Source organism: Amycolatopsis sp. M39 (assembly GCF_001651785.1).
Lineage (GTDB): Bacteria > Actinomycetota > Actinomycetes > Mycobacteriales > Pseudonocardiaceae > Amycolatopsis > Amycolatopsis rubida.
This window is the reverse complement of record NZ_LWSF01000007.1, coordinates 54,302-80,291: the sequence shown is the minus strand read 5'-3', so window position 1 is coordinate 80,291 and position 25,990 is coordinate 54,302. Positions and strand designations below refer to the sequence as shown.

General features: G+C 65.9%; 25 protein-coding genes and 1 pseudogene. 7 read left to right on the top strand and 19 right to left on the bottom strand.

All coding sequences use genetic code 11. The features are described from left to right. Nucleotides 1–134 precede the first annotated feature (134 nt). From A4R44_RS19720 to A4R44_RS19710, 3 genes and pseudogenes are all read left to right on the top strand, one after another. Nucleotides 135–2,620: pseudogene (locus A4R44_RS19720) on the top strand (type IV secretory system conjugative DNA transfer family protein). Between the two features lie 67 nt (nucleotides 2,621–2,687). Further along, the gene (locus A4R44_RS19715; protein WP_067582592.1) at nucleotides 2,688–3,722 is read left to right on the top strand and encodes a replication-relaxation family protein; all 1,035 of its coding nucleotides are present in this window, start codon (nucleotides 2,688–2,690) and stop codon (nucleotides 3,720–3,722) included. Between the two features lie 6 nt (nucleotides 3,723–3,728). Next, on the top strand, nucleotides 3,729–4,682 hold the full coding sequence (locus tag A4R44_RS19710) for a M23 family metallopeptidase (protein ID WP_067582589.1): 954 nt from the start codon (nucleotides 3,729–3,731) through the stop codon (nucleotides 4,680–4,682). Between the two features lie 105 nt (nucleotides 4,683–4,787). On the opposite strand, the gene A4R44_RS19705 is transcribed toward A4R44_RS19710, so the two are convergent. From A4R44_RS19705 to A4R44_RS48105, 9 genes are all read right to left on the bottom strand, one after another. After that, nucleotides 4,788–5,063, bottom strand: a complete 276-nt coding sequence (locus tag A4R44_RS19705; RefSeq protein ID WP_067582586.1) for a hypothetical protein — start codon at nucleotides 5,061–5,063, stop codon at nucleotides 4,788–4,790. Nucleotides 5,064–5,544: 481 nt separating this feature from the next. Further along, nucleotides 5,545–6,129 carry a hypothetical protein gene (locus A4R44_RS48120; RefSeq protein ID WP_157904943.1) on the bottom strand — a complete coding sequence of 195 codons (585 nt, stop codon included), beginning with the start codon at nucleotides 6,127–6,129 and terminating at the stop codon, nucleotides 5,545–5,547. A gap of 80 nt (nucleotides 6,130–6,209) precedes the next feature. After that, a complete protein-coding gene (locus tag A4R44_RS19700) occupies nucleotides 6,210–7,262 on the bottom strand; it encodes a DUF3560 domain-containing protein (protein ID WP_067582583.1) in 1,053 nt (350 codons plus the stop codon). A gap of 71 nt (nucleotides 7,263–7,333) precedes the next feature. Further along, entirely contained in the window at nucleotides 7,334–7,951 is a 618-nt protein-coding gene (locus A4R44_RS19695; protein WP_067582579.1) for a hypothetical protein, read from the bottom strand. Between the two features lie 131 nt (nucleotides 7,952–8,082). Beyond that, nucleotides 8,083–9,087: a DUF932 domain-containing protein gene (locus A4R44_RS19690; protein ID WP_067582576.1), complete on the bottom strand. Its 1,005-nt coding sequence runs from the start codon at nucleotides 9,085–9,087 to the stop codon at nucleotides 8,083–8,085. Nucleotides 9,088–9,215: 128 nt separating this feature from the next. Then, nucleotides 9,216–9,599 (bottom strand): hypothetical protein, encoded by a 384-nt coding sequence (locus tag A4R44_RS48115; protein WP_157904942.1) that lies wholly within the window; start codon nucleotides 9,597–9,599, stop codon nucleotides 9,216–9,218. Further along, the gene (locus A4R44_RS19680; protein WP_067582570.1) at nucleotides 9,577–10,407 is read right to left on the bottom strand and encodes a hypothetical protein; all 831 of its coding nucleotides are present in this window, start codon (nucleotides 10,405–10,407) and stop codon (nucleotides 9,577–9,579) included. The genes A4R44_RS48115 and A4R44_RS19680 overlap by 23 nt, the downstream gene beginning before the upstream one ends. Nucleotides 10,408–10,442: 35 nt before the next feature. Beyond that, the gene (locus A4R44_RS48110) at nucleotides 10,443–10,601 is read right to left on the bottom strand and encodes a hypothetical protein (protein WP_157904941.1); all 159 of its coding nucleotides are present in this window, start codon (nucleotides 10,599–10,601) and stop codon (nucleotides 10,443–10,445) included. A 1,047-nt stretch (nucleotides 10,602–11,648) separates the two neighbouring features. After that, entirely contained in the window at nucleotides 11,649–11,969 is a 321-nt protein-coding gene (locus tag A4R44_RS48105; protein ID WP_157904940.1) for a hypothetical protein, read from the bottom strand. 239 nt (nucleotides 11,970–12,208) lie between these two features. Between A4R44_RS48105 and A4R44_RS19675 the strand changes: the two genes are divergently transcribed. After that, nucleotides 12,209–12,619: a hypothetical protein gene (locus A4R44_RS19675; protein WP_067582567.1), complete on the top strand. Its 411-nt coding sequence runs from the start codon at nucleotides 12,209–12,211 to the stop codon at nucleotides 12,617–12,619. 36 nt (nucleotides 12,620–12,655) lie between these two features. On the opposite strand, the gene A4R44_RS19670 is transcribed toward A4R44_RS19675, so the two are convergent. The 7 genes from A4R44_RS19670 to A4R44_RS19655 all read right to left on the bottom strand — a co-directional run bounded on the left by A4R44_RS19670 (nucleotide 12,656) and on the right by A4R44_RS19655 (nucleotide 19,090). After that, entirely contained in the window at nucleotides 12,656–15,700 is a 3,045-nt protein-coding gene (locus tag A4R44_RS19670) for a BTAD domain-containing putative transcriptional regulator (protein ID WP_095213466.1), read from the bottom strand. Nucleotides 15,701–15,907: 207 nt separating this feature from the next. Further along, nucleotides 15,908–16,345 carry a hypothetical protein gene (locus A4R44_RS45920; protein ID WP_198545363.1) on the bottom strand — a complete coding sequence of 146 codons (438 nt, stop codon included), beginning with the start codon at nucleotides 16,343–16,345 and terminating at the stop codon, nucleotides 15,908–15,910. Nucleotides 16,346–16,456: 111 nt separating this feature from the next. Further along, nucleotides 16,457–17,404, bottom strand: coding sequence for a hypothetical protein (locus tag A4R44_RS19665; RefSeq protein WP_067582561.1), 948 nt, complete (start codon nucleotides 17,402–17,404; stop codon nucleotides 16,457–16,459). A gap of 48 nt (nucleotides 17,405–17,452) precedes the next feature. Further along, nucleotides 17,453–17,965 carry a hypothetical protein gene (locus A4R44_RS45915; RefSeq protein WP_095213465.1) on the bottom strand — a complete coding sequence of 171 codons (513 nt, stop codon included), beginning with the start codon at nucleotides 17,963–17,965 and terminating at the stop codon, nucleotides 17,453–17,455. Next, nucleotides 17,965–18,435 (bottom strand): TadE family protein, encoded by a 471-nt coding sequence (locus tag A4R44_RS45910; RefSeq protein WP_338080285.1) that lies wholly within the window; start codon nucleotides 18,433–18,435, stop codon nucleotides 17,965–17,967. Before A4R44_RS45910 ends, A4R44_RS45915 begins: the two co-directional genes overlap by 1 nt. Further along, on the bottom strand, nucleotides 18,432–18,896 hold the full coding sequence (locus A4R44_RS19660) for a TadE/TadG family type IV pilus assembly protein (RefSeq protein WP_095213483.1): 465 nt from the start codon (nucleotides 18,894–18,896) through the stop codon (nucleotides 18,432–18,434). The genes A4R44_RS45910 and A4R44_RS19660 overlap by 4 nt, the downstream gene beginning before the upstream one ends. A gap of 8 nt (nucleotides 18,897–18,904) precedes the next feature. Continuing rightward, nucleotides 18,905–19,090, bottom strand: a complete 186-nt coding sequence (locus tag A4R44_RS19655; protein WP_067582555.1) for a hypothetical protein — start codon at nucleotides 19,088–19,090, stop codon at nucleotides 18,905–18,907. Nucleotides 19,091–19,290: 200 nt separating this feature from the next. Here A4R44_RS19655 and A4R44_RS19650 point away from each other — a divergent pair, with 200 nt between their 5' ends. From A4R44_RS19650 to A4R44_RS19640, 3 genes are read left to right on the top strand one after another with little or no spacing between them, the layout of a single operon-like run. Next, entirely contained in the window at nucleotides 19,291–20,379 is a 1,089-nt protein-coding gene (locus A4R44_RS19650; RefSeq protein WP_232791680.1) for a tyrosine-type recombinase/integrase, read from the top strand. A 4-nt stretch (nucleotides 20,380–20,383) separates the two neighbouring features. Next, entirely contained in the window at nucleotides 20,384–20,707 is a 324-nt protein-coding gene (locus tag A4R44_RS19645; RefSeq protein ID WP_067582552.1) for a helix-turn-helix transcriptional regulator, read from the top strand. Beyond that, a complete protein-coding gene (locus A4R44_RS19640; protein WP_157904939.1) occupies nucleotides 20,704–22,413 on the top strand; it encodes a hypothetical protein in 1,710 nt (569 codons plus the stop codon). Before A4R44_RS19645 ends, A4R44_RS19640 begins: the two co-directional genes overlap by 4 nt. Nucleotides 22,414–22,485: 72 nt before the next feature. Here the strand turns inward: A4R44_RS19640 and A4R44_RS19635 are convergent, their stop codons facing one another. The 3 genes from A4R44_RS19635 to A4R44_RS19625 are packed head-to-tail and all read right to left on the bottom strand — an operon-like array spanning nucleotide 22,486 to nucleotide 25,723. Then, nucleotides 22,486–23,379, bottom strand: coding sequence for a type II secretion system F family protein (locus A4R44_RS19635; RefSeq protein ID WP_067582549.1), 894 nt, complete (start codon nucleotides 23,377–23,379; stop codon nucleotides 22,486–22,488). Further along, nucleotides 23,376–24,281, bottom strand: a complete 906-nt coding sequence (locus A4R44_RS19630; RefSeq protein WP_232791679.1) for a type II secretion system F family protein — start codon at nucleotides 24,279–24,281, stop codon at nucleotides 23,376–23,378. Before A4R44_RS19630 ends, A4R44_RS19635 begins: the two co-directional genes overlap by 4 nt. Continuing rightward, complete coding sequence (locus tag A4R44_RS19625) at nucleotides 24,278–25,723, bottom strand: CpaF family protein (RefSeq protein ID WP_095213463.1); 1,446 nt, start codon at nucleotides 25,721–25,723, stop codon at nucleotides 24,278–24,280. The genes A4R44_RS19630 and A4R44_RS19625 overlap by 4 nt, the downstream gene beginning before the upstream one ends. Nucleotides 25,724–25,990: the final 267 nt, after the last annotated feature.

Here is a 25,990-nt window from a genome sequence, read left to right as displayed (position 1 = left end):
GCCTACGAATCGTGCCCAACGGCCCGTCCGCTCCTGCCCCGATGCCGCGAGACCAACCGAGCGCGGACAACGCCGCGCGATACGCGGCCTGAACCCGCGCCTCTGCGACTTTTCCTTGCAAGAAAGGATTTCTGATGTCATCCACTCAGTCCGTGGTCGCTTCGGCGGGGATGCTTGCGTCACCGTTGCAGGACTACCTGCGCGATCCCGGTGCCGCAGTGTATGCGGTCGTCGCGGCACTGCGGGAATTCGCGCTGTCCTGGGGGCTGCTCGTCGGGCTGGCCGTTGCGCTTGCGGTGGCTGGCGTGGTGGTCGGGCGACGGTGGTGGGCGCGCCGGTGCCATGACCGGATGGCCGCCGACGCCCGGGTGGTCACGGTGCTGGCTCCGCCGACGGTCGATCCGGACGGCGCGGCGGCCTTGTACTCCAATCTGGTCGGGCTGTTGCGGTCTNGCACGGCCAGCCGCACATCGTGTGGGAGTACGTGTTTTCCCATGCCGGGGTCGCCCTGCGGCTGTGGCTGCCGGGCGTGGTGCCGCCGGGCATGGCCGAGCGCGCCGTCGAGGCTGCCTGGCCCGGCGCGCACACCCGGACCGCCCCGGCCAAGCCGCCGATCCCCTTGGCCAATCCGCCGGGCAAAGCGGTCGAGGCCGTGGGCGGCGAACTGCGCCTGGCCCGCAGCGAGGCATTGCCCATCCGGTCGGACTTCCCCGCTGATCCGGTCCGGGCCTTGCTGGGCGCTCCGACCGGCATGGCCACTCATGAACGGGCCGTGGTGCAGATCCTCGCGCGCCCGGTCACCGGCGCTCGTGTCCGCACAGCCCGGCGAGCCGCCCGCCGGGTCCGCACGGGCAGCTCGGTCCGGCTGGCCGGGCGCCTCCTGGACCTGATCACCCCGCACACCGGATCGCGCAAGCCCGCCACGACCGCGAAGCGGCCGGTCGTCGATCACCAGACCTCGCTGGAAACCTCGGCGCAGGACCGGGTCATCGTGGCCAAGCAGCGCAGCTCCCAGTACGAGACCCGCATCCGGTACGCCGTGGCCACCCTGGTCGACGAGCACGCGACCGGCGCGGAGCGGGTTCCGGTGCGGGAGCACCTGCGCGGACGCGGGCATGCCATCGCCAGCGCGTTCGCGGCTTACAGCGAACACAACTACTACCGTCGCGTCCGGCTCGCCAACCCCGTCCAGGCGGTGGCCGAACGGCGCCTCACCTCCGGTGATCTGCTCTCGGTCTCGGAGCTGGCCGCGCTCGCGCACGTCCCGACCGACGAGGCCGTGCCCGGGTTGCAGCGCGCCGGAGCGAAGGCGGTCCCGCCGCCACCGGGAATCGCCACCGAGGGCCCGGGAGTGAAACCGATCGGGATCACCGACTCCGGCCACTCCCGTCCGGTGGGGCTGCGCGTCGCCGACGCGCGCCATCATCTGCACATCCTGGGTGCAACCGGGTCAGGCAAGTCCGAGCTGATGGCGCGGATGATCCTCGACGACGCCGACGCCGGCCGCGGACTGGTCGTGATCGATCCCAAGGGAGACCTGGTGGCCGACACCCTGATGCGGCTGCCCTCGCGGCTCGGGGAGAAGGTCGTGCTCTTCGACGCCGACAGCCGCTCCCGCCCGCCCGTGCTCAACCCGCTCGAAGGCGACGACACCGCCCGTACGGTGGACAACCTGGTGTCGATCTTCTCCCACGTCTACGCCTCCAGCTGGGGGCCGCGGACCGAGGACATCTTGCGTTCGGGGCTGCTGACCCTGCGCGAGCTGCCCGGCACGCCCACGCTGACCGATCTGCCGAAACTGCTGACGGTGCCCGCTTTCCGGCAGCGTGCGCTCGAACAGATCTCCGACGATGTCCTGACCGGCTTCTGGCACTGGTACGACGATCTGTCCGACGCCAGCCGGGCGCAGGTCGTCGCGCCGCTGATGAACAAGCTCCGCGGCCTGCTGCTGCGCCCGTTCGTGCGGGCATCCCTCGCCGGCGGCGAATCCACCGTGGACATGGACGCGGTGCTCGACGGCGGCATCTGCCTGGTGCGCCTGGGCAAAGACGCGCTCGGGATGGACACCGCACGGCTGATCGGCTCGATCGTGGTGGCCCGCACATGGCAGGCCGCCACCCGGCGCGCCCGGATGCCGCAGCGCGACCGGCACGATGCCTCGCTCTACATCGACGAGTGCCACAACTTTTTGAATTTGGCGTACCCGATGGAGGACATGCTCGCCGAAGCCCGGGGCTACCGGATGTCGATGACGCTCGCGCACCAGTACCTGCGGCAACTGCCGCGCGAACTGGAGGAAGGCATCAGCGCCAACGCCCGCTCGAAGATCATTTTCTCGGCGTCGCCCGAAGACGCCCGTCACTTGGCCCGGCACACCGCGCCCCGGCTCTCCGAACACGACCTCGCCAATCTCGGCCGGTTCCACATCGCCGCGCGGCTGGTGCAAGACAGCGAGGAAGCTCCCCCGTTCACCGCGGTCACCCAGAAGCTCCCGCCCGCGATTCCCGGCCGGGCCAAGAAGATCCGCCGGCTCGCGCTCGTGAACACCGAGCCTCGAAACACGCCCGAGCCGGCCGAGCACGTCCAGCCGGTGGCATTCGATCCTCGCCGCGCGGCCTGACCCCTCAGCTTTTTCCGTTTGCCCGCAGGGCGTTCCCGCGACCTGCACGTCCGGAGGTGCACTCACGATGGTCAGCAATCCCACCCCGCAACGACAATTGCGGGCACATCGGCCGGAACGGCCCGTCGCGCGGGTGCTCAACACGGCCGAGCACCACGCATGGCTGGCCCGGCACCTCACTGACCGCGACCGATGGCTGTGCCGGATGCTGTTCGAGCACCACGTGCTCACCAGCACCCAGATCATCGATATCGCCTTCGCCGGGCGCCGCGGGGCGAACCTGCGCCTGCGCAACCTCTACCAGTGGGGCGTGCTGCACCGGTTCCAGCCGCACCGCGACCGCGGCTCGCACCCGATGCACTACGTCCTCGACACCGCCGGAGCCGTCGCGATCGCCCGCGAGGACGGCATCGACCCCAAGGAACTGGGCTACAGCCGTGAACGCGAGATCGGCCGCGCGTTCTCGCTGCAACTGGCACACACCGTGGGCTGCAACGGGCTGTTCACCACCCTGATCCGCCGAGCACGCCAGCCCGGCGCCGCGGGTGCGCTCGCGGCCTGGTGGTCGGCCGCCCGGTGCGGCCGGCACTGGGGCGACATCGTCACCCCGGACGGCTACGGCCGCTGGCGCGAGGCCGGCAGGGACGTCGAGTGGTTCATCGAGTTCGACTTCGGCACCGAGCAACTGTCCCGGCTGGCGGGCAAACTCGCCCGCTACGAACGGCTGGCCGAGGTCACGGGCATCACCACACCCGTGCTGGTGTGGCTGCCCAGCGCCAGGCGCGAAGTCAATGCACGCAGCGCGATGGCCGAGGCGCTGCGGGGTCTCGACCGGCCTGCACGCGTACCCGTGGCGACCAGCAGCGGCGAGGCCGCGGCTGACCCGCTCGACATGGCCGCGCCGCGCTGGCGACGGCTCGACGAGTCCGGCACCGCCGGTCGAGTGGCGCTGGCGGGCCTGCCCGCCCTCTGGCCGGGCCTGCGCGCCCCGGCTCCCGGCGGTGGGCAGCGTCCGGCGGCCGCGACGCCCGCCGCCACGCGTGCGGAGGTGGCACCGCCCTCACCGATGCCCCCGCCCAACCCCGCGCCTCCGTGGAGGTGATGCGTCATGGGCAAGGTGGCCGCCGCCGGCGCCGGGCTCGTCGTCGTGATCATGCTCTTCATCGGCGGTGGCGCCATCGCTGTGGTTCAAGCCGTGTTCGGCAGTTCAAGCAGCGCTGGCGGGGGCATGAACTGTGCCCCCGCCGGAGCGAGCGCCACCTCCGCCGCGGGGTACGGACCGCAGGAGATGGGCAACGCGGCGACGATCGTCGCTGTCGGCAAACGGATGAACGTGCCCGAGCAGGGCTGGGTCGTCGCGGTCGCCGCGGCGCTCACCGAGTCGCGGCTGCAGAACCTGAACTACGGCGATCGCGACAGCGTCGGACTGTTCCAGCAGCGCCCCTCGCAAGGCTGGGGAACGGTCGCGCAGATCATGGACCCCGCCTACAGCAGCGAGCAGTTCTACCGGCATCTGCTGGCGCTGCCGAACTGGCAGAACATGCCGGTCACCGTTGCCGCCCAGACCGTGCAGCGATCGGGCTTTCCCGACCGCTACGCGAAATTCGAGCCAACAGCGCGCCAGATCGTCGGGGCAATCCAAGGTGCCACCTGCACGACCAATGCGACGACCGGCGGCTGGACGACCCCCACGAGCGGCACCTGCACCTCCAGATTCGGGTACCGCGGCAACGAATTCCACAAAGGACTCGACATCGCCGCTCCCATCGGCACGCCGATCCTGGCAGCCAACTCCGGCACGGTGATCAGCTCAGGACCGGCGTCCGGCTACGGGCTGTGGGTCCGCATCCAGCACGCGGACGGAATCGTGACGATCTACGGCCACAACGACCACAACCTAGTCCGCGAAGGACAACTCGTTCAGGCCGGCCAGCCCATCGCCGCGGTCGGAAACCGCGGAGCCGCCACCGGAGCACACCTGCACCTGCAGATCGAGGCCAACGGGCAGCCCGTCGACCCCGTCGAGTTCTACCGGCAACGAGGAGGCCAGCTCTGCCGATAGGTGCGCACCGTCGCGCCGCCCGGGAAGAGCCTGCGTGACATTCCCGGAGCGTTTCCGGCGCATGGCCCTGGTTCTCCAGATGATCGTCCAGACGCGTGAGCCCGGCTACTCGTCTGCCGGGGTGCCTTTGAGGTGGTTGTAGAGGTTCGCGCGGCTGAGGCCGACCTCCTTGGAGATTCTGGTCTTCGGCACACCGGCCTTGTCCGCTTCACGGATATCGGCGAGCCGCTCTGTTCGTTCGGCCTTCCGCTGCTGGAGCAGGATTTCCCGCATCTCCTGCAGGGAGCTTTCCACCTCGCGGATGCTCTCCAGGGCGGTTTCGATCGCTTCGATGCGCTGTCGGCGGGCGCGCAGCTGCGCGATGTGCTCGTCCTTGTCCATCTGCGACTCTCTCTCGCGTGGCCAGGGTTGGCCGATCCTCTAGGCTGGCCATTTGCTTGCTGCCGTGTCTCCCTAGACACCTTAGCTAGACAGCGCACGGTCACCAGAGGCGCGTCGACCAGCAGATCCTGGCCACGACATCCGCTGCTGACCCGGTCCAACGGCGGCGAGTCATCGGAGCCGGTGGGTGGTGGTGACCTCGTCGGCACAGATAGCGGTGGCAATCCCCGGCACGCAGCAGTTCGCTGGCCCCGGCAGACTTCGCCGAGGTGACCCACTCCCGGGACCGCTTGGGCACGGCGGCCGACCTCGACGATCACAGGCACCTCGCGCTGAGCGGCGGCCAGGCGTTGACTTGCGTACCGACGGTACGGCGAGTACACCGCCAGAGTTGGCGATCTCCCGCAATTGCGGGCCGCTGTGATGAACGGCCCGCCGCACGCACCGACCACTGCGAGCCAGGCCAGGACTTCCACAGTCTTCATGCCTTGCTGCTTGTCGCACTATCTCCATCTATGACCAGTTCGTCACGGGCAAGCCGGAGGAAATCGCTGCGGAACCGGCTTATTCTCTCCATCGCTTCCTTGGGCGTAAGACTTCCGGCCGACTCTCCAGTCCTGGGGCCGTTGACGTCGACGCCATGCATCATCGCAGGAAGCAGCCACATGTCAGACATTCCTTCCGAGAAGAATCGGTGCATGCCCGCGGAACAAATCAATTGAACCTCGGCCGCTTTTTCCCGAATGTCATAGAAATTTCCCAAATACTCCGGAGTGGCATTTTTAGTCGGTTCCTTGCCGCTCGCGTCGCGAAGGCGGTCAAGCAGCGAATGAGCCCGGTTCAAGGCTTGAAGCAGTTGGCCAAAGATCAATACTTTCGTATCGCGGTCGAGCTTGGCAGACTCACGCTTGTTCTCCCGCTCCCACCGCACGTCTTCGCGTTCCAGTTCCCGGTGCCAGCGCCGATCTTCGCGCCAGGCGTTGACGAGTTGGCCCGCGATCACCCCAACGAGCCCGAGCACGCCAACAACGATCGGCACCCATACCGAGACTTGTCCGCTTTGCATGTCTCGCAACGTATCGCGCTGCCCAGGTGGTCGCGTTTCACCCCATCACCCCAGGTACCTCCGATTCCGGAATGTGCGCATCAGTTGATCCGGTCGGTGCCTGGCGCCTCGTACGCCTCGACGACCTCCGGCGGCATCTGCTCGGTAGTGCGGTGGCCGCGCAGCTTGTGCCAGGCAACGGTCCAGGTGGCCTCTTTCTCTCCGGGCCGTGGCGGCGGGAAGACCGGGTTCGGCACGGTCACCGACTTCTTGTTGACCCGCCGTACCCGCATCCACATGCTGTTGTAGAGCACCCAGTCGCCCTTGCTCACGGTGTCCGGCCCCAGCGTGGACGCCTTGCCCTCAGCCTGGAGCTGGGCGTAGACGCCCTTCCAGTAGTCGACCTGCTCGGTGAGGGTGGTGATTTCACGCCGCAGGTAGACCGCGCGCTCCTCGCCGGGGTGCCGGATTCCCCAGAGGTGCCGCGGCTGGCCGTGCTCGTCGGCCTCGGTCACCCAGCCCGGTTCGCCGTCGAGTTCGCGCTGAAGACGCCGACGGTCGGCTTCCTGCTTCTCGATCCGGTTGGCCACAGTAACCGGGTTGTGGCGGGCGCCCATGTGGTGCGACGCGGTCTCGGCGCGTCGCGCCAGCTCGTCGGCGTACTCGCCCTGCTTGATGGATTTGCCGAGCTGGTTCCAGGCGCGCTCGCGACGGTTGCGGTCGGCCTTGTAGCTGTAGTGGTCGACCAGCAGCGGCTGGCCCATCGGGATGTTGTGGAAAACGTAGTCGGCTTTCGCCCGCGTGGCGTCGGCCGTGGCCTGGTGCTTCCCCGAGCGCTCGGTGAGCCGGTCGGCCCGGTCGTCCATCCGGTCGGCGAGATCGGTTTCCTGCTGTTCGACGCTGGGCATCGTGTCGTCGATGTCGCGCTCGACGGTGTAGCCCGCCTCGGTGAGCACGCTCTCGATCTCGGCGACGGCGTACGGCTTGGACTGGCGATGCCGAGAGGATCGCAGCAGCCACGCCGTGGCGTAGCGGGACCAGGTCCACGACGGATGAGCCCTCAGCGCCACGTGTGCAGGACTGTTGCGAGTGGTTCCCTCGACGGTGGTGCCGGATTCGTAGTCGTGGTGGATTGTCAGAGTTCCCAAGGCCATGGCGATACTCCTCCTTCGCTTCAGTCCGCAGGTAGTGCGGGCCGCGTTGTTCGGCCCGAAATCCGGGCGGGTCAGTGGTCCTGGTCCCAATCCGGCGTTCGCGGGAATGTCGCCAGGAACGCAGCGACGCGAGCGGCCTCGCCCGGAGCGACCGAGAAGGCGAAGGCCACGTGTCCGCTTTTGCGGGGCACCGTGGCGGTGCCGGCCAGAGGGCCCTGGTAGCGCACGATGGCTTCCTGCGGGTCGTGGCCGAGCGGGCTGGGTCCGGGCGTGTGGACGGTCGCGCCCAGCGGGTCGGCGATGGCGTGCGCGAGGCGGTCGCGCACGGCGGCCTGGTCATCGAGTCGTTGTTTCAGTTCACGGGTTTCCGCGAGGGTGGCCCGGTAGCCGGGCAGCAGCAGCCGGGCAGTCTCGGCGGCGACGGTTTCCGGTGTCTTGGCCGGGGACACCGTGATCTCGTGTGATGGCACCGGGTTTCCGTGGCGGTGCCGGATAGTCGCCAGTCGGGCCGGGAGGCTGGCGGACAGCCTGAGCCGTGGTGTCTTCTCCCAGTCGGAGTACCACACGTGAAGCTCTTCACCGTCTGGGCCGATGAGGTACCGGTCGCGGTGCCCGTGGTGGCCCGGTTCGACGGTCCATGTCCCGTCGAGCGCTTCCGCCATCGCTACCGCGAATGCCTGCATGTCCATGGGTTGGTTTCCTTCCTGTGTCGCGGTTTGTGTGCGCCGGAATTGGTTCGGGCGTCGGTTGTGGCCATTTCGCGGCCACGGCACCCGCGCGGCGCATGGCCGCGCGGGCACCGAAGCGGCGACGGTCCTTGTCAGACCGAGGCCAGCACTTTGCCGAGCGTCGTCACGGTGTCCTGGTCGAGCGCGTCGGCTTTTCCGTCCACTGCGCGGGACATGTTGCGTTCGGCGCGGGAGGCGTTGCGCACGATCGCTTCGTGGTGGGTGTAGGTGTTGATGGCCTGCACCACTCCCCACGCGGTGCCGCGCCACGGGCTGACCCGGTTGTCGCTGTCCCATAAGCGAGTCAGGGCGGTCCGTTCGTTCGTCGCGGTGGTGCGGGCGCGTCCCTTCTCTTCGGGCATCGGGGTGTGTGCGTCCAGGAAGGCGCGCCATGCCTGGTCGGTCACGGTCGTTTCGCACAGGGCCTTGACCTCGGCGGCGAATTCCTCGGCCACGGTGTGGACCATCGCGAGCGCGTCGCGGGCCTCCACGATGCGGAACTTGCCGTTCTTGGAGTGCTTGACCTTGAACTGTTGGCCGTACTCGCGCAGGCCGGCAGCCATGGTGTTGTCGCACACGACGTTGGTCACGGTGCGCTTGTAGGTGGTGGCAAGGCTGCCGTCGTGGCTGGTGCAGGCGACCAGGTTCGGCCGGAACTCCACGCCTTCCGGGGTGGTGATGTTCTCGGGCACTTCCACGCTCACCCAGGCCTGTCGGCGGTCGCGCAGCAGGCCCGCGGAACCGATCGACAGACCGTCATCCAGGATCGTGCCGACCTTGTCCAGCAGCCATTCCTGGTACTGGTGCACGGTGTAGCCGTCGGCGAAGATCCCGAGGACGTCACCGGTATCCGATGCGGTGATGGCTTGCTTGTTGGGCACGCGGCGAAGGCCGAACTTGCCCGCCACAAGCACCGGTTCCGGTTCGGCAGCCCAGTGGAACAAGCGCCGCTGCACATCGGCGACAGGGATGGCACCGGGGTAGTGGTTCGGCTCGCCGCCTTGCGCCGATGCCCGGTAGTGCCACGCGTGGCCGCGCTTGTCGGTGAACCCGATCAGAACATTGTTGTTGAGCCATTCGCTGGTTTCTTTGGACATGACAAACCCACTTTCGTTATCGGAGGTGCTACGGAAACCGTTGTGCGGTCACGGCGTCCGCGCGCGAACGCGCGCGGCACCGAAACGCCACAACAAGGTGCGACTAGTAGCCGGAGTGAGAGTCGCAGCTATTCTTCCGTCCGGCGCAGCGCGGCACGTCGCGAAAGCCACCGTTCAGCATCGCTGAAATCGCGGTGCCATTGCTCGGTTTCGTCGGGCTCGACCGAGCAGAACGCCAACCCGTGCCACAATCCGCGCCACCGGGGGATCACGCGCACGTGTCCATGCTCGGTCGCGTAGGCGAATACGGTTTCGTCGCCGGGCCGCTCATTCCTTTGCGGGCCCGATTCGGCGAGATAGCGCACGGCCAGGCTCACTAGTAGTTCATGGTGGGTGCCCATGGTGGATAGTGCTTGGTACGTGCGCTGGACTCCGTACTGGTCGGCGCAGTCGCGAAAGATCGCGTATTGTCGGTCCTGCTCGCTTCCGCTAACCGGATTGTTGGTATCCACGGTGTATCTCCTCTGCTTTATGCCTCTTACGGGCCGCGTTCGTTACGCCACGTTTTTGCCGTACGGGTAGACAACCGGGGTAACAGTGTTCGCAGCCGCGCAATGTTTCGCGCACGTCCGACATGGTTACAGTGTGATTGCCGTGCCGGTATCCGTCGACCATGACCGAAACGCATTCACAGTCGTCTTCTGCGTAGTATTCGGCACAGTCGTAATGCAGCGGCTCATCACAAGCGCTTTCGAGCCACTTGTCGCACTCGGCGCATTGCCGGTACCCCAGCTCGGACATGATGTGGTCGATATCCCAGCTGTGGCAGTCGGTGCACAAGGTTTGCCCGTCATCGCTCAGCGCCGAAACGACGTCCGCCGCGACTTCCGGGGGCACGTCGTAGCAGTCGACCAGCACGCGCGCGGCGTTCTCGGATTCCCGCTCTGACAAGTCTTCGTCGTCGAGCAGCGGGTATCCGGCGAGAGCGGCACCGATACGGTCGGCGGCCTCACGTGCGGCGGAATCGCCGTAGTCGTAGGCAAGAAGGCCGTTCCACTCGGCCGCTTTGCCGGGTGCCGCTTCCTCCATGAGCCGCACCGCCGCGTGCCCGTTGGACACGTCCGCCAGGTGGGCGCACTGGTGCCCGGTGAGGTAATCGCCGGGAATTGGCAGCGGATCACCGCCCGATCCGAGCACGAACCCGAAGCCGGACCAGTCATTATCTCGGGCGCAGTCTTCACCGTCCCATGTCCCGTAACGAAAGTTCTGCCTGTAGAACAGGTGTGCATCTTCGGAAAACGAAATTTCAGGGTTGTTCATTATTGACACTCCCAGCGGGTGCGGATTAGTGCGAGTCACAGACCGCAAGCGGCAATGAAACGGTCTCGGTCGAATCGGGTGTTTACCGATTTGAAGTACGTGCACAAGGCGTCGGCGAGCGCTTTTCGTTCGTCGTCGGTCGCAACTTCCCGACGCACGGAATCGGCAATTTCTTTGAAGTCTTTACGCGTCATGACAGGTCCTCCAATGGTGTTGTAGTTGCATGTTGTTTGGCGGTTCAGGCCAGTTGCGAACTGGTACGGGCCGAAATTTGGACACGTCGGGTGCGATTGATGCAAAGGGGATCATCTTCTATGTCCGTGCGATGCGTAACCGCAAGCGATAGCGCCCGGTCGACCGGTAGCGCATTCCCTGAACCTCCCTAAAGGGAAGCCGTTATGTCTAGTGCACAACGCAGGGAACCATGCCCGTAAGACATAGCGTGCTACGAACGGCAAAAAGCGCGACGCGCTTGAGAGAGTGACGTTCAATGTCGGCAACCGCTTTACACAATCCGGACGCCCACACGTTGTGACGTTTTTCGGTGCTAGACCACCATGTAGTTATCTTGGGGACACACCTCTGGCAGGCATGCCTTTTATGCGCGCTACTCCGCTCTATAGCAAGGGATTCACATAACGGGGCTGCAAGCGCAGTTACTACGCATCCCAGACTAGAAATGCGCATTTGGCTACGCGTCGTTCCCCACTACTGCCCTGCACGGTTTCGCTGCTGTCCGCGCGACCCAAGCCGCTGCCCGCGCTATGCGGGTCTTATAGTTCGTAACGACCAAACCTTTAAGGAAAAGAAAGGAAGGAGATCGCTCGCGGGACGCCGTGTCCCGGTCCTCACGCCCTTCTCTGTCTCACCCCTTCCGGCCTGTCTCGGTTACATGTCTAGGTTGACACACTGCCTAGACACTTTCAACCCTCAGTCGGGTTCCGTTATCTCGCCGTTACCTTCGGCGTCGACCCCCTGCGCAGGGCCGGTCGGGCCCTTGAGCTGGGAAGACGCAGAGGAAGAGAACGACCCGCACAGCGGCAGCCAGCGCCCGCGCCCGCGACCCGCACAGCTTGGATTCAGTGCGAATTTCTCTTTGGATATCTTGCAGTTTTCGAATCACGTCACTTGCGGCCACGCCGTTTATGTGGTTGTCAACATCTATGAGTCAGGTTTCTGCATCGTTAGACTTTCTCTTGCGCGCAAGGAAAATGCGGAAAGAGCCATGCGACCACTTAGGATCAAAAAAGAAGAATGGAGGGAAAGCTGTGACGAAGGAGAATGAAGAAGAAGCCGGCCACAGCAGAACGAAACTTGCGGACGGAAGGCAGCGCGAGCATCAGGCGGCCAACACACCACCCAAGCCGACTGTTCACGTGCCTGCCGGCACCGAAGTCGGAGGATGCCGAGGAAGCGGGTTGCCCGGCGTTGGCCTGCAACAAGGCCGTGGCGCACCCCTTCTTCTCTAGCGGGACTCCGGAAAGGAAGGCGGAGGGGAAGGTCGAGAAGAAGGTGGACGGGCGCGGCCATCCGTCCGACACCCCACGGTCCGCGTTGTTCACTCACAAGAGTTACGCGGTATTACCTAGTGGGAGCGCGTAGAAACCCGCTGCACGGTCTGCCGAGATCGGCGTACCGTAGACAACCCTGACGATGTCGATCATGGGAGGCGGATACGGCGTCGATGACAAGTTTACGCTGATTCGTCGACGTTCAAAACCGTGATCCTGTATGCAGTCACGAGAAACGGCAGTCGTGCGCCTTCGAGGAGGGCGTGTGCCCAGGCGATAGGGAGTGCGATATGGAGATGGGAGATGAAAAATCTCTGCAGCGACTGTGGGATCTCCGCAATCTCTTGAACGGAGAGTGGATTCCCGACGTTTTGGTAGCTCTGTCCTCTGGGCCCCTGCGCCGCGGCGAGCTGCTGGAGAAGATCAGATCGACGCGCGTACGCAATGGCTGGTCGGACAGCGACACGAGGAATCTTGCGGACACCGTCATGCAGCGGACGCTGCTGCGGTTGGAGATGTCTGAGATGGTCGACCACACTCGCGATGAGCGTGTGTTTCCGCCGGTGTCCTTGTACCAGCTCAGTACGGCCGCTGAAGAACTTTTCGCGACTCTGGAAGGGCCGGCGATCTGGGCGGAAGAACATGGCGATCTGATCAAACGTGTGCAGCAACGCCGCCGTGGTGCCGAGGACGCCGATTAGCCCTGCCTGGACGCGGGAGGGTGCTGGGGCCGTCGCTCAGCTCGCTTCGCGGCCTCGTAGCTGGCTGTTGCGAGGCTGGCGCAGGAAATCGGCCAGCCCGACGGTGTCTCGGGCAGGTCGCTGGTCCAGCGTTGCTAGCGAGTTGGTCAGGAGACTCAGCGTGCGCGGGATGCTGTCGTACTGGCCGAGCCGGGCTTGGATCCGCATGAGATCTCGGTAGATGGCCTCGTTGTACGGATCAAGGCTGCGGGCTTGTTCGAGCAATGCGAGTGTTTGCTCGGGGTCGCCGTCGCCGATTGTGCGGATCAAGGAGCTGAATGCGTCGAGGACGTCCCGACGTAGTGCTTCGCGTGGTCCGTCGATCCAGTCTGCGGAGATGTTGTCAGCGAGGTCGCCTCGGTACAGTTCGGCCACGCGTCGCAGGGCGGCTTCCGCGTCGAGCGCGGTGGCTGCGTGGCGACTTATGGTGAGCGCGTCGAGCACCTGCCAAAGGTCCACCGTGACCACGGAGTGGTCGAGCGCGTAGTGCCCGTCGTCGTTGACGGTGATGTTGGCGATCTCGTTCCCCGTCGCGGTACGCAGTCCGCGGCGTAGCTGGGAAAGGGTTGCGTGGAAAGAGTTGTAGGGGCGGTGCCCTGGTGCGTTCGGCCAGAGCGCCGCGGTGAGCACTTCGCGACGGCTGCCCTCGGGGTGCAGCGCGAGGTAGACGAGGATCTCGCGCTGGCGCGGCGCAAGAGACTCGATGAGATCTGTGGGATGGGGTTCAGCGCGCATCAAGTGCAGTCGGCCGAGCACCTGCAGATGCAGCGGCGTGTCCTCGCGGACGGTGAGCTGAGCGGAGGCGGGGACGGGTGTTTGGGGCATCGGTTGATCGGTCACTGGCTCGTCGCTGATCCGGGAGGTTGCGGACTTGCCGTCCGTCGACGCTTCGGCTGATGGCGCTGCGCCCTGGGCGTGCGGCGTCGGTCGAGGATCGCCGTTGGGCGGAAGGCCAGCGGTTTCCCGCTTGGTGGTGGAGTCCGGGAAAGGAATGTCGATCACGACACGCGCCGGTGGAGACGCTGACTGTGCTGATGTTACGGGGGCGGGTTCGTGCGATCCGGCGGTGATGAACTCGAAGTTCGTGCGGTGTATCCGGCAGTCCGCACTGGCGTCGTCGGTGGCAGCAATTGCCTCACGACGCGGGGGGTCGGCTTCGTCCCTGGGCACGGAGGTGCTTTCGGTCGTGGTCTGCCCGGATCGCTCCGAGTCAGCCGGTTCTGCGGCGTGGAGGAGGGCGAGCAGCTCTGTGGTGTCGGTTCCGGGCAGGGTGAACAAGCGGGCACCAGCCAGAGCGCCGGCTAGAGTCGGGCTGGTCGCTCCGATCGTGCCGTCGTTGCGGACCCGGGCGGTACCGCCGGGACGCCATTGGCCGAGAAGCACGCCGGCCAGGCCGAGGCCAGCGCCGTTGTCGAGGATGGCTTGCATTCGTCGCTCGGTATCTGCCGTAGGTGATGCGATCAGCACCGCATTCGCGCTGTCGTCGGCGTGATGCTCAAGCTCCTGGTCGGCTTCGTCATCGTCATCGTCGTCGCGGATGCGTGTGAGGAGTTCTGCTTCCAGGACTGACAGCGCGGCCGGCAGGTCGTCGACGATGCGGAGCCGTGCAGGTGCTCGCCGCGGAAGGTCGGTACCGAACAGAGCTTCGGCGTCAGTGGCAGGAATGACCACGAGTGCACCCTGGCCATCGTTCTCCGCCTGCGCGAGCAGGGCGACAATCAGGGCACGCGCAGCGGCGTGGGCACCGGGGCCGATGAGTCCGAGGCCGCAACTGCGGGCGAGGTCAAGCGCGACAGCCTGTCCCTCGCGGACGCCGAGGACGGTCGCCTCCTGCGTGGGCAGCGTCGCGCGCGCGGTGGCCTGCGCACGGTCACGCGTCTCGAGGTCAGCCAGCCTGATGGAGCCGGAGGACTGCTGCAAGACGGGCGGCGCGGCCTCGCCGTCATGAGGGAGCGTCGCGGAGTCGTGTGCGATCCGCAGAGCACGTACGACCGGGGCCCCACCCGGATCATCAGGTTCCGCTGCACCGGGCTGGTAACTGCTTCGGCGGTGCAGCCGCACACTTATCATCGCGACGGTGATCAGCGCGGCGAGGCCCAGGCCGACGAAAGCACCGGTGGACAACGAGATCCCAGTGCCGGGACTCGCTGTGGCAGCGGGAGGAGCGGCTTTGGCTGGCAGTGAGGGAGCGGACGGCTGCGGGCTTGAAGGGGCTTGTGTGTCGGGGCCAGACGCCTGTGGCGGATCGTGCGGGGCGCGGTGCTCTACGACAGGTGGTGGTTCGGTAGAGACGGGCGCGAGCGCGGGCAATCGTAGTTGCCAACCTGGTTGGACGAGACTCGGTGTGGTGAACACCGTCCCGTCGGCCTGCGTGGCACCCCGGTTCAGCTTCCAGATCTCCGGCCAGCGATTGCCGTCGCCGAGGCAGCGTTGCGCGACCCGCCACAAACTGTCGTGCACACCGTGCTCGGGTGACCGCACAGTTTCCATGTCCTGCGGGGTCGCCGTGGCGGCGCGAGTGTGCGCCGCGGCGGTGACGATCGCAGATCTATTCGCGGTCCCGGTCAGTGCCGACTGCGTCTCAGGCTGGCGGAGCGTCGTCGCGATGGTGGTGTGTCGGCCTGCGGAAGACTCGGTCGCTGCAGCGTGCGTCGTTGTGGTTGTTGCGGTTGTCCGGCTGCTCAGGATGGAGAACACGATCGCCCCGACCAGTACGCCCGCGGCTGCGCGTAGCGGGCCGAGGTGGGCATTTCGCGCTGAGCGATGCCAAGGCGCGGAGCGAGCCGTGTCCGGGATCGCGGCCAGCACGTCGAATGTGAAGCGGGCCCACAAGGGCCACAACGCACAGGCCAGGGCGTTGAGTAGGAACTGCGGTGACATCGGTGCGAGCAGGGTGCTCTGGATTTCGTCCCAGGTAGGAACGTGGTCGGGCAACGGCCAGCCGATGAAGTGAACCAATGCCGTGGGCAGGCCGACTGTCAGAGCAAGCAGGACGACAACTGCGAGCAGAGCGCGAAGAGCGCGGGCGAGCACCCGGGCCATGGCGGCGAGGACCGACCAGGAACGAGGGCCAGTGCTCAATGAGCGGACCGGTTTCCGCTGCGCTGAGTCTGATGTCGCGGTCATGACGTGCTCGTTTTCTTGGCGATGTGGGGTTTGGTGGTCGATGTGGTACCCATCGGCGTCGGGAGCGTTGCGAGCCGAAGCCATGGATTTCGGTGCACAACTGTGCCGCGACGGGTCGCAAGGTCAGGTCACCGTCGCGGGGGCAGATGCACGCGCCTCCGTCGTAGTGGCGTTAGGCACTACGACCTCTGGTGCCGCTGATTCCTGACTGGTCGCTGGCGTCTTCGTCGAACTTGACCGGTGGTTGTTGTCTGCCTTCGCAGTCGCCGCGTTAGCGTTCGATCGCTTGCGTTTGGCGCGGACGGGTTTCCGTGCATCGAGCCAGCGAACCAGGTCAGCGGTTGGTACATCGGTGAACTGCGCAAGCTCGTCGATGCTGATAACATCGTTGGCAGCGGCCAGAGTTTCGCCGAGTTCCATTTCGATCGCTGTCAGTTGGTCGGCAACCTCGGATCGCCTCTGCGCCAGATCGCCGACCTGCTTTGCTGCAGCTGCTCGCCTTGCACTGCGGGCAGAGTCGGCTTCCTCAACGCGGCGCTCGATCTCCTCACCGGTGGCCATTTTTCTCCTTTCTCCGTTGACGCGCGGCAATTTCGGATTTCAGCAGTCGGACGTTGCGACGGGATTTCGCCGCTGTCGGTCTAGGGCCGGGTCACCGCAAGCCCCGCCGCGTCAGGCTCGCCTCGGCAGCGCGCTCATAGGCACAGCCGCCGGAGTGCTCGCAGCGGCACGGCAACCGGGCTGCGGCCAAGACTCGACCGGCTGCTCCCACGGAAACCCTCCGGCGTCAACGACATCGCGGGCAGCGGTGATGCAGGCGAACATGTTCTGCGTAAGCGCTTCCGCGGCCTGCAACAACCGCCGAGCTTCACAGTGCTCGGGTAAGGCGGTAAGGGCTTCCTCGGTGCCTGCGGCCAGCTCTGCGCGCCGAAGCTTCGCTTCCCATGCCCGGGTCAGCACGAGGCAGCCGTGCATGCGCAGCACGACCTCGTTAAGGACGTCCTCGATCTCGGTGACCGCCGCGCGTGCCGCGGCACCCAGCTCGCCGACTGCGGACTCGGGGTCGGCGGTGAGTTCGTCGGCCAGGCTACGGGCTGCGCGGGTGCGGTCCAGGAACTGGAGCGTCTGCCACACGATGCGATGCATCTCGCGCGGGACGGCGGGGTCGATCCAGGCACGGACCGGGCTGCGGTGCAGCTCGTCCACGCCCGCGATCAGGACACGCACTGCGGTATCGGTTGCGCCAAGGCCAGTGAAGTCGCGGCTGCGGAAGAAGAATTCGCCCCGTCGGCGTTCCAGTCGGCACGGGGAGGCAGCGTCGTGGTCGTGCTCGGTGAGCATCCCGGCGGCACGCTCCCAGCCGATGATCACGCCCATTCCGGCCGCGAGGACTCCGGCGCAGACCAAGGCAGTGCCCAGGTCCGAGGTCACCGCGACGGCTGTCAGGGTAATACCACCCAGCACGCCGATCACGGCCCGCGGATGCAGCGCCGCGCGGACGCGTTCGGCGCGCCACCGCGACGGCGGGAGGTGCGGGTTCAACAGCACGGAGTCCGGTCCGTCGACGAACGTCACTGCGCGCACTGGTTTCGCCGCAGCGGACTGGTTGTGGTGTGTCATTGGGGCTTCCTTTCGACGGTGGCCGAAAATAAGCTGTAACAGGGTAATTCAGGGCGCGAATCCATTACCGCCCGTATTTCCGTTCGACCCAGAAATCCCTTCAGTGTTCACGAGCCCACGGTCTTCGCCGGATATTCCTCGTTGAGGCTGGGCCTTCCCTGTGCCGGTAACGGTGATCGAACCGATGCCGACGAACCCGAGCAGTTGGGTCGACTGGCTGACAGTGACGGTTACAGTGACGGTGTTGTCTGCGACAGACACGGTGCCACTGTCGCCGGCGGCAGCAAGGTACTGGCGCGCAAGAATGGTTGCTTGCCTGGGCACCAAGCGCAGGGCCCCGACGGAACGGTAGGTGGACAGATCGATGGCTTGCGCTCCGGCACGGGCAGCCTCTTGTGCCTCACCGATCGCGCGAATTTTCCCTGCCAGGGCAAGGCCGCCGTCTAATACCAGACCGCTGAATGCGATTATTGCGGTGACCAGCACGACGACGAACGCGGTGACTCGTCCGTCTTCGTCCGCGCGCAGGCGTCGCAGTCGGACGGGCAATGTGCCAAACATCAGGCACCCCCAACGTTGGCTGTGGTGCCACGATATGTGTCTACAGGGGACGAGAACGATGCGGAGAGCTGGGTGCTTCCCGGCATGCCGAGGAGTGCGAGGTCCGACAGTCCCACCGTGCAGGTGACTTCCACACTGACGATGCCCCCTGGCCGGAATCCCGCAGTATGGACGGTAACGGCCAGACTCAGGCACGTGATGCCTGCGTTGGCCAGTGCTGCGGATGCAGTGGCGTGAGCGTCGTTCCGCGCGTTGGCCATGCTGCGAGCGAGAGACGCGGCACGTGCTGCTTGGTGAGCTGCATCTTCAAGCCGCAGGTTGGCATCTGCCAATCGTCCGCAGAAGATGATGAACAGGAGCATCATGATCAGAACCGGAGTGAGCAGGACCAGCTCCGCAGTGGCTGATCCTCGCTCATCGTCACGGAGCGACCGCAAACGCTGTCCATAATAGACTGTCCGGACGTTCACGGCCGGACTCCGGCGCGAAAGCGTTCGACCGGCCCCGCTGCGTCACCGCTGGCTGTCAAAGTTAGGAAAGGAACGACTTGGATCACGGTGCCTTCCACGTGCACTGCTGCTTGGTCCGAGCTCCGGCTCACGATGGCGCGCGGATCGCGCAGCGGGCCACTGCCCAACTGCTGGAGAATCTGGTCGGCCTCGCGCTGTCCGCGCGCGGTAGTACCTCCGAGCACGCGCGTGGTCGACAAGGCTTGAGATGCGGCAGCCTGAGCAATATGGGAAGCGTGCATCCACAACGCAAACTGGGCGATCGACATGATCAGAAGCAGCAACAGAGGTGTCGTGAGCACGAGTTCTGCCGTGGCCGCGCCACGCTCGTCCGCCAAGAGTCGACGCAACCCTGCACGCGTCAGCAGCCGCGGTGTTGGAGATGTTGCTGCGTTTGGCGAGCTGTAACGATCGATGGACATCGCGGGCATCACATGTGGATGCTGTTTGCCTTATCAGTGACCACTTTCACCAGCAAAGCGATCACCACCAAAGCCAGGGCGACGAGTGCGGCAGTGACGAGTACGGTTTCAGTGGTGTATCCACCTTCGTCCTCACGCAAGCGCCGCACGTGCTCCTTGACGAAGGTCCACAAGAGAATCATTGGCGTCAACATGGTCTTCCTCCTATAAGTGTCGATTACCGATTCCTGGCTGTCTGAACTGTTCTCAGTTCGTTGATCTTGTTGGCGCCCTGGTCGTGCGTTCTGCCTGCTAGAGTTCGGTTCACTCGTTGGCGTGAAGATTCCGACGAGGTGTCGAGATTCTCGAAATGATGCCGATGTTTTCGGCGAATCTTGGCGTCGGATGAACCGGAGTGGCCGTGGTGTTGACGGCGGTGCGTTCGCTGGGCAGTGCTCGGCGTCCGCGGACGCAGCAGGAGCTGGAGGATTTCGAGCAGGAGCTGGTTGACCAGTTCGCGCTGGCTCTGGCCGGTGCCGGGGTCAGCGACGACTTTGTCGCTTCGGACAGGTCGGTGGTGTTCCAGTTCCTTCAGTTCCTGGGCCGTCCCGTGTGGACTGCGCAAACGGACGATGCCGACCGTTTCCTGGTAGCGCAACGGAAGCGTGGTCTGGCGAGATCCACGGTGTATCAGAAGGCGGTCAGGCTGGCGACCTTCTTCGACTTTCTGATCGCCCGCTACCAGGGCGATATCCATGCGGTGACCGGTCATGTGATCACCCAGCCGATTGACGAGTTCAACCGACCGCCGAGTATCGACCACGGTGTTCTGCGGATCCCGCCGGCCGAAGACGAGGTCGACGCCTTGTTCACCGCGTGGCGGGATGCCTTGCCGGAGACGCGGAAATTCTTGCCTGCGGCAAGGGACTACTTCGCGGCGTCGCTGTGGCGTCGGGTCGGCTTGCGGATCAGCGAGTCGGCGATGTTGGACATCCGCGACTGGCGGCCGGATCTGGGTGAGCATGGCAAGCTGCACGTGCGTTTCGGCAAAGGCAGCAGGGGGCACGGTCCGAAGACGCGGCTGGTGCCCGCGATCAACTCCGTCGATGCGTTGGTCGAGTGGTGGTTGACCGACGTGCGGCACCAGTTCGGCGACGATTGGGCGGATCCGGATGCGCCGCTGTTGCCCAGCGAGCGTCGGGACCGTGACACCGGCCAGTGTCTGCGCGCAGGCGCGAACGCATTGCGCTCCGGGTTCGGCGACGCCGTCCAGCTGTGGCTGCCTGCCTGGAACGGGCGGCTGACTCCGCACGTACTGCGACATTTCTGCGCATCGTCGCTGTATGCCCGCGGCATGGATCTCAAGGCCATTCAGGAACTGCTCGGGCACGAATGGCTGTCCACCACGACCCGGTATATCCACGTCCACGACGAGCATGTCGAACGCGCGTGGACTGCGGCCAACGACCGCGTCGCGACCCGCTTGTTCGACAGGAAGGAGTGAGCTGATGCGCTGGAACCTGCGGATGAAAGCCGCCGAGGCAGGCATCTGGAAATCCACCGAGATGCGCCGACGGCTCGCCGAGGCCGGCCTGGAGATCAGTGCCGGGAAGATGTCGGCGCTATGGACCGGGACGCCGACCACCATCCGGTTGGACGACCTCGATGTCCTCTGCGCGGTGCTGGAATGCCAACCCACCGACCTGCTCATCTGCGAGCCCGAGAAAGTTGCCGCCGCCAAACCGCGGAACGCCGCCGAGAACACCGGAATCGGGCAGACCCCGGTGATCCGGCCCCGGTTCGGCCGGCACCGCAGCGTTCCACCAGCATGACCCGCGTCCGCCTCTGCGAGCGCTGCGGAGCGAACCCTATCGCCTACTACGGGCGCCGCTGCTGCTACGCGTGTGTGCCCCGACAGCGCAAGAAGCCGTTGCTGTGCAAGCGATGCGGATCGGACACCGACTATTTCACCGCAGGCCTGTGTCGCGGATGCCACCGCCAGGCACCTCTGATCACCGAGTGCCGGGACTGCCTGGCCTGGGGCATCACCCGATGGCACGGCGGCGTGTGCCAGGCCTGCCGCGGCTGGAACAGACGCTTTCCCACACCGATGCAGTGCCCGTCGTGCCAGCGCGTCGTCCCCCTCAATGACCGTGGCTACTGCCGCTTGTGCTGTCGCCAAGCTCATTTCGTCCGCTCGCCCCACGAGGCGATCGACGTCATCGACGCCAACCGACACGGCCAGCAGCTGTTCATCGCCGACCTGTTCCGGCAAAAACGCCCCGAACCACCGCGGAGACCCGGACGGAGCGGATGGCCCAGCCAGTACCCGGTCGCGCACCGCCAGCTCGCGCTGGTCGACCTCGACCGTGACTACACCACCGTGCGGCCTGCCGAACTCATGCTGCCTCGCCCCGACTTGGCCGCGGCGATCGAGGACGTCCTCACCGACCACGCGCGCCGGCACGGATGGGGCAAAGGCCTGGAAAGCCTTACCCGCACAGCGATCCGCATGCTGCTGGCGACCCAGGACACCCCCGGCGCACCCATCACGGCCAGCACCGCGGCTGCGGTCACCACCGGCCGAAAACTGGACAACCTCAAATCGGTACTCGAGATCCTCACCACGGCCGGGATGCTCGACGACGACCGCCAACCCACCCTCGACGCCTACGTCGAACGACTGATCGCCGGCCTGCCCGAACCCATGACCACCGAACTCCGGGAATGGTTTGGGGCGATGCGCGACGGCAGCACGGCCCCACCACGGTCGCGGCCCCGCAATCACGCCACCATCCGAGCCCGGATCGCCCACGCCGCACCAGCCGCGCACACATGGGCCGCCACAAACGGCTACTCCTCGCTGAGGGAAGTCAGCCGGGACGACGTCATCGCGATCATGCCCGCCGGGGGATACCGCTACCGACAGACCCTGACCGCTCTGCGCGCCTTGTTTCGGTTCCTCAAAGCACGCCGCAAGGTGTTCACCAACCCGACGCTCCGGCTGCGCGGCCCCCAAGCCGTCAACCAGCCGCTGCCGATCGACCTGGACCCAGTCCGCGATGCGATGCACAGCACCAAACCCGCCCGAGCCGCCCTGGCCGCGCTCGTCGCGTTCCACGCCTTGCGCCCCAAGGACGTGTGCGCACTGCAGCTGACCGACCTGCGCGACGGACGCCTCCACCTCGACGAGCGAACAATCCTGCTCGCCGACCCCGTACGCGCCACAATCGCCGCCTGGCTTGAAGAACGCGGCCGACGCTGGCCCCACACGATCAACCCATACCTGTTCATCAACCAGCACACCGCCGTCCGCACCAGCCAGGTCGACCCGAACTGGATCAGCACCACCATCGGATTCTCCGCACAAGCCATCCGCGAAGACCGCATCCTTCACGAAGCGATCACCACCGGAGACGTCCGGAGACTCTGCGATCTGTTCGGGCTCACCGTCGGCGGCGCCGAGCGATACACCCACACCGGCCCACCCGACACGATGGGTAAAGGCTTCGGTTCGCCAAACCCAGCACCCAACTAGACTCATTCCCCAGAACACCTCCCTTCGGTTCGTCGGAGAAATCGCTTCAGTAATCGCGAACTCGTAAACTTCTCAAACCCCGCCCAATACGGCAGCCACAGCCGGGTAGCCGATGAAGAAGAGGAAGCCGATGAAGAGCACGATCACGGGCAGACTCATCCGTTCCGTGGCGGATTGAGCAGCACCCTCGGCTTCGGCGAGTTCCCGTGTCCGCAGTGCGGATGCCTTGGCTTGCAAAGACGCGCGGACGTGTGCGCCCTCAGTGCCGGCAAGGCTGACTGAGGCTGACAGTTCGGCGAGTTCGCGGACGTCAAGTTCGTCGCCGAGCGTGCGAAGGGTGGCCCACGGGGTGACGCGTGTGATTTTCGCGATCGTTAGCGCACGTCGGATCTGGTTGAACGAGCGGCCACGGCCGACGGTGGCGGCGTCGGTGAGAGCACCTTCCACTCCGGCACCCCCAGCGAGAGTGACCCGAATCAGATTGAGATAGGCGCTCAGCGCGAGGCGGAAATCAGCGCGGCGGCGCGCGGCGGCGCGCCGAACCGTGATGTCGGGCAGCAAGAAGCCGATGAACCCGGTGAGCAGGCTCGCGATCAGCGATACCTCCCAAGCCAGGGGCGTGCTCAGCAGAGCAAGCGCGACTGAGACGAGAGTCGGCAGCATGAGCCCGGCAATAGCGAGCGCCGCTTTGTCGGCCAGGTGAGCGGAGACAGGCCTGCCGGTGATGGCGAGGTCTTTGCGCACGGTGGGGCTGGGCAGCCCGACTGCGGTCAGCAGCCTGACGAACGGCTTGCCCAGCGCGGTCGCCCAGCCAGGACGTTCCAGCGGCGTGATCGGGGGTGGCGTAGGCGTGCTGTCGAGTTGCCGCAGCAGCGAGGCCAGACCTGGGCGCGGCGGCACTGCCCACACCAGGATGGCCCAAATGCCGAGCCCGAGCCCAGCTCCGATTACCAGTGCGGTGATCATGCTTGCGCCTCCTCCGCGGACGCTGTCGCACCGTCGCGGCTGCGCAGTGCGTCAAGGTCGGTCAGGAATCGGTCTGGTGTCTGGTAACGGGCCATGCGTGCGAGCCACAGAAACGACAACGTGAAGAGCGCGCCGACGACTGCGAGCATGATCTGTCCGAAGGCTGAGTCGAAGGGATCGAGGTAACCGCGGTTGAACGCGGTCAGCCCCGCAGCGAACGCCAACGTGACTCCGACGATCATCCGGACGCTGGTCCGGGTGCGAGCACGGCCGGCTTCGACTCGCAGCCGCATAGACACCTGCTCACGAGTCTCCGTCGCGAGTTCGCCGAGCAATTCGGCCAGCTGACGAGCTTGCTTCTCCGAGGCCAGCACCAGCGCGCTGATGAGCAGGTCGGCCGTCGGATCAGCGAGCTGGTCGGCCAGGTGCCGCAGGCTGGGAGCTAGCCGGTCGCCGCGTTCGAGGCGGAACGTCAACCCGTGAATCTCCGGGCGAATCGCCTCGGGCACGGTCTCCGCAGTGGCAACGATGGATTGCTCCAACCCTGCCGCCGCGGCGAGTGTGTCGCGCAGCATCTCGCTCCACGACGCGATCGCCTCGATGCGGGCCACGGTTCGGGCGTGCTGTTTGTCCGAGCCGAGCACCCGCGGCAAGCCCCAGGTCGCCATCGCTGCTAGGACACCTCCGACAAGCCATCCCGTGGCGATGGCGACCACGATGCCCACCGCCCCGGCCGCCAGCAGCCACCGAGCCCGGAGCGGATCGCGTCCGGCCTCTCCGCTGTTATGCCGGCTCCAACGAGGCCAGCGCACAGTGATGCCTCGCCAGCCGGCCACAATCAGCAGCAGGCCAAGTCCGGCACCAATTCCGAGCAATCCCATCAGCGCGGTGGTGGTGCTCACGGCTTCCACCACCCTTCCGCCCGGTCTAACAGATCCGGGTCGAAGCCTGCGTCGACAAGGTCGTCCACGGTTGCCGTGCGCAGCGGGACGCCGGGGACAGCACGGAGGTCAGCTGCTGGACGCCACACCTCGTTCGAAATCACCTGAGTGCCGTCCGCGCCGATGACTTCGCGGATCGAGGACACGACTCGCTTGTTGTCCTCGCCCCGCGGCTTCTCCAGGTGGACCACGAAATGCAGCGCGGAGGCGACCAACAGGTTCGTGGCCTCCAGCGAAAGGCGTTCAGGCCCCTGGACCGCGTAGGCGGCGAGTTTCGTGAACACACCGCTGGACAAGGACGAATGCAGCGTGCCCATCGAGCCGTCGTTGCCCATGGACATGGCGTTGGTGAGGGGGATGACGACCGGGCCGCGGACCTCGCCAACAATGACCCGGTCCGGACTCATCCGCAGGGACTGCCACACCAGCTCGGACTGTGAAATCTCGCCCTGGCCTTCGACGTTGGCTTCGCGGGCCTGCATCGCGACGACATCCGGATGGCCGGGATCGTGGTCGAGTCCCAATTCGAAGACGTCTTCGATGGTGACCAGCCGCTCGTGCGGCGGGATCGCCGAAGCCAATGCCCGCAGCAGAGTCGTCTTGCCGATCGCGACACCGCCGGTCACGAGCACATTCTTGCGTGCCCGCACCATCGCGGTGAGAAAGTTGTCCAGCGCCAGGTCGAGCGTTCCGTTCTCTCGAAGTTCCCGCAACGTCACCCGGGCGAAGCGATGGCGGCGGATCGAGAGTGACGGCCTGGCCGTCACCGCCATCACCGCCGACGCGCGCTCCCCGCCAGGCAGGGAGAAGTTGACGATCGGACTGCCGCGGTCGAAGCGCCGTTCCTCTACACCGGAGCGTGCGGCGAGATCGCGGATCAAATCCACCAATTCGGCGTCCGAGCCGATGATCGGAGGCAGGCGTTCCCGCCTGCCCGAGGCGTAGCGGACGAATACCCGGTCCCCGTTGATGTTGACGTTCTCGATATCGGGATTTGCGAGCAACGGATCGAGGCCGGCCATGCCGAACATCTCGTCCAACACAGCGGAAACGACACGTTGCTCAACGTCCTGCGGCACCACAGCCCCGCCCGTGTCGAGTTCGTGCTGCGCTTGCTTTTCTGCGGCATCAGCGAGAATCGCTTGCGCCATCCGGCGCCGTTCGCCTGGTTCCAGCGCGGGACGACCGGCATCGTCATCGGCGTGGATACGAGAGGACAACTGCTGAGACAGCTCACGGCGAAGACGAACGCGCAGCCGCTCCACAGCCGCAGCCTGGTGAGGATCGACACCAGGAACGCTCGTCGGCCCTGGAAGCGAACAGGCGGGCGGCGGCAGATCTGGCCGCACGGACGCACCATTGCGTGAAGCTCGCTGGCTGGGGTGGATGTGCGGCGAGGTCATGGGCGCGTCCCGTTCGTCGATGATTGCCGTTGAGACGGAAACAGCGGCGTGGCGGCCTGCCCACGAGACTGGTTCGCTCCGGTGTCGATGACTGGTCCTCTAACCCGAGGTGGAGCGCTCGCTGCAGAATGCGGACGTCCTGAGGAGGCAAGCCCGTGCGCTAGTCGCAACGCCGCGCGCCCCAGCGCCGAGCGGTCCGGACTCGGCCCGGTCCGGCTGTACCCGCACAGCACCGCAGCGCCCTTGGGGTCGTGGGGAAGCCTGCCC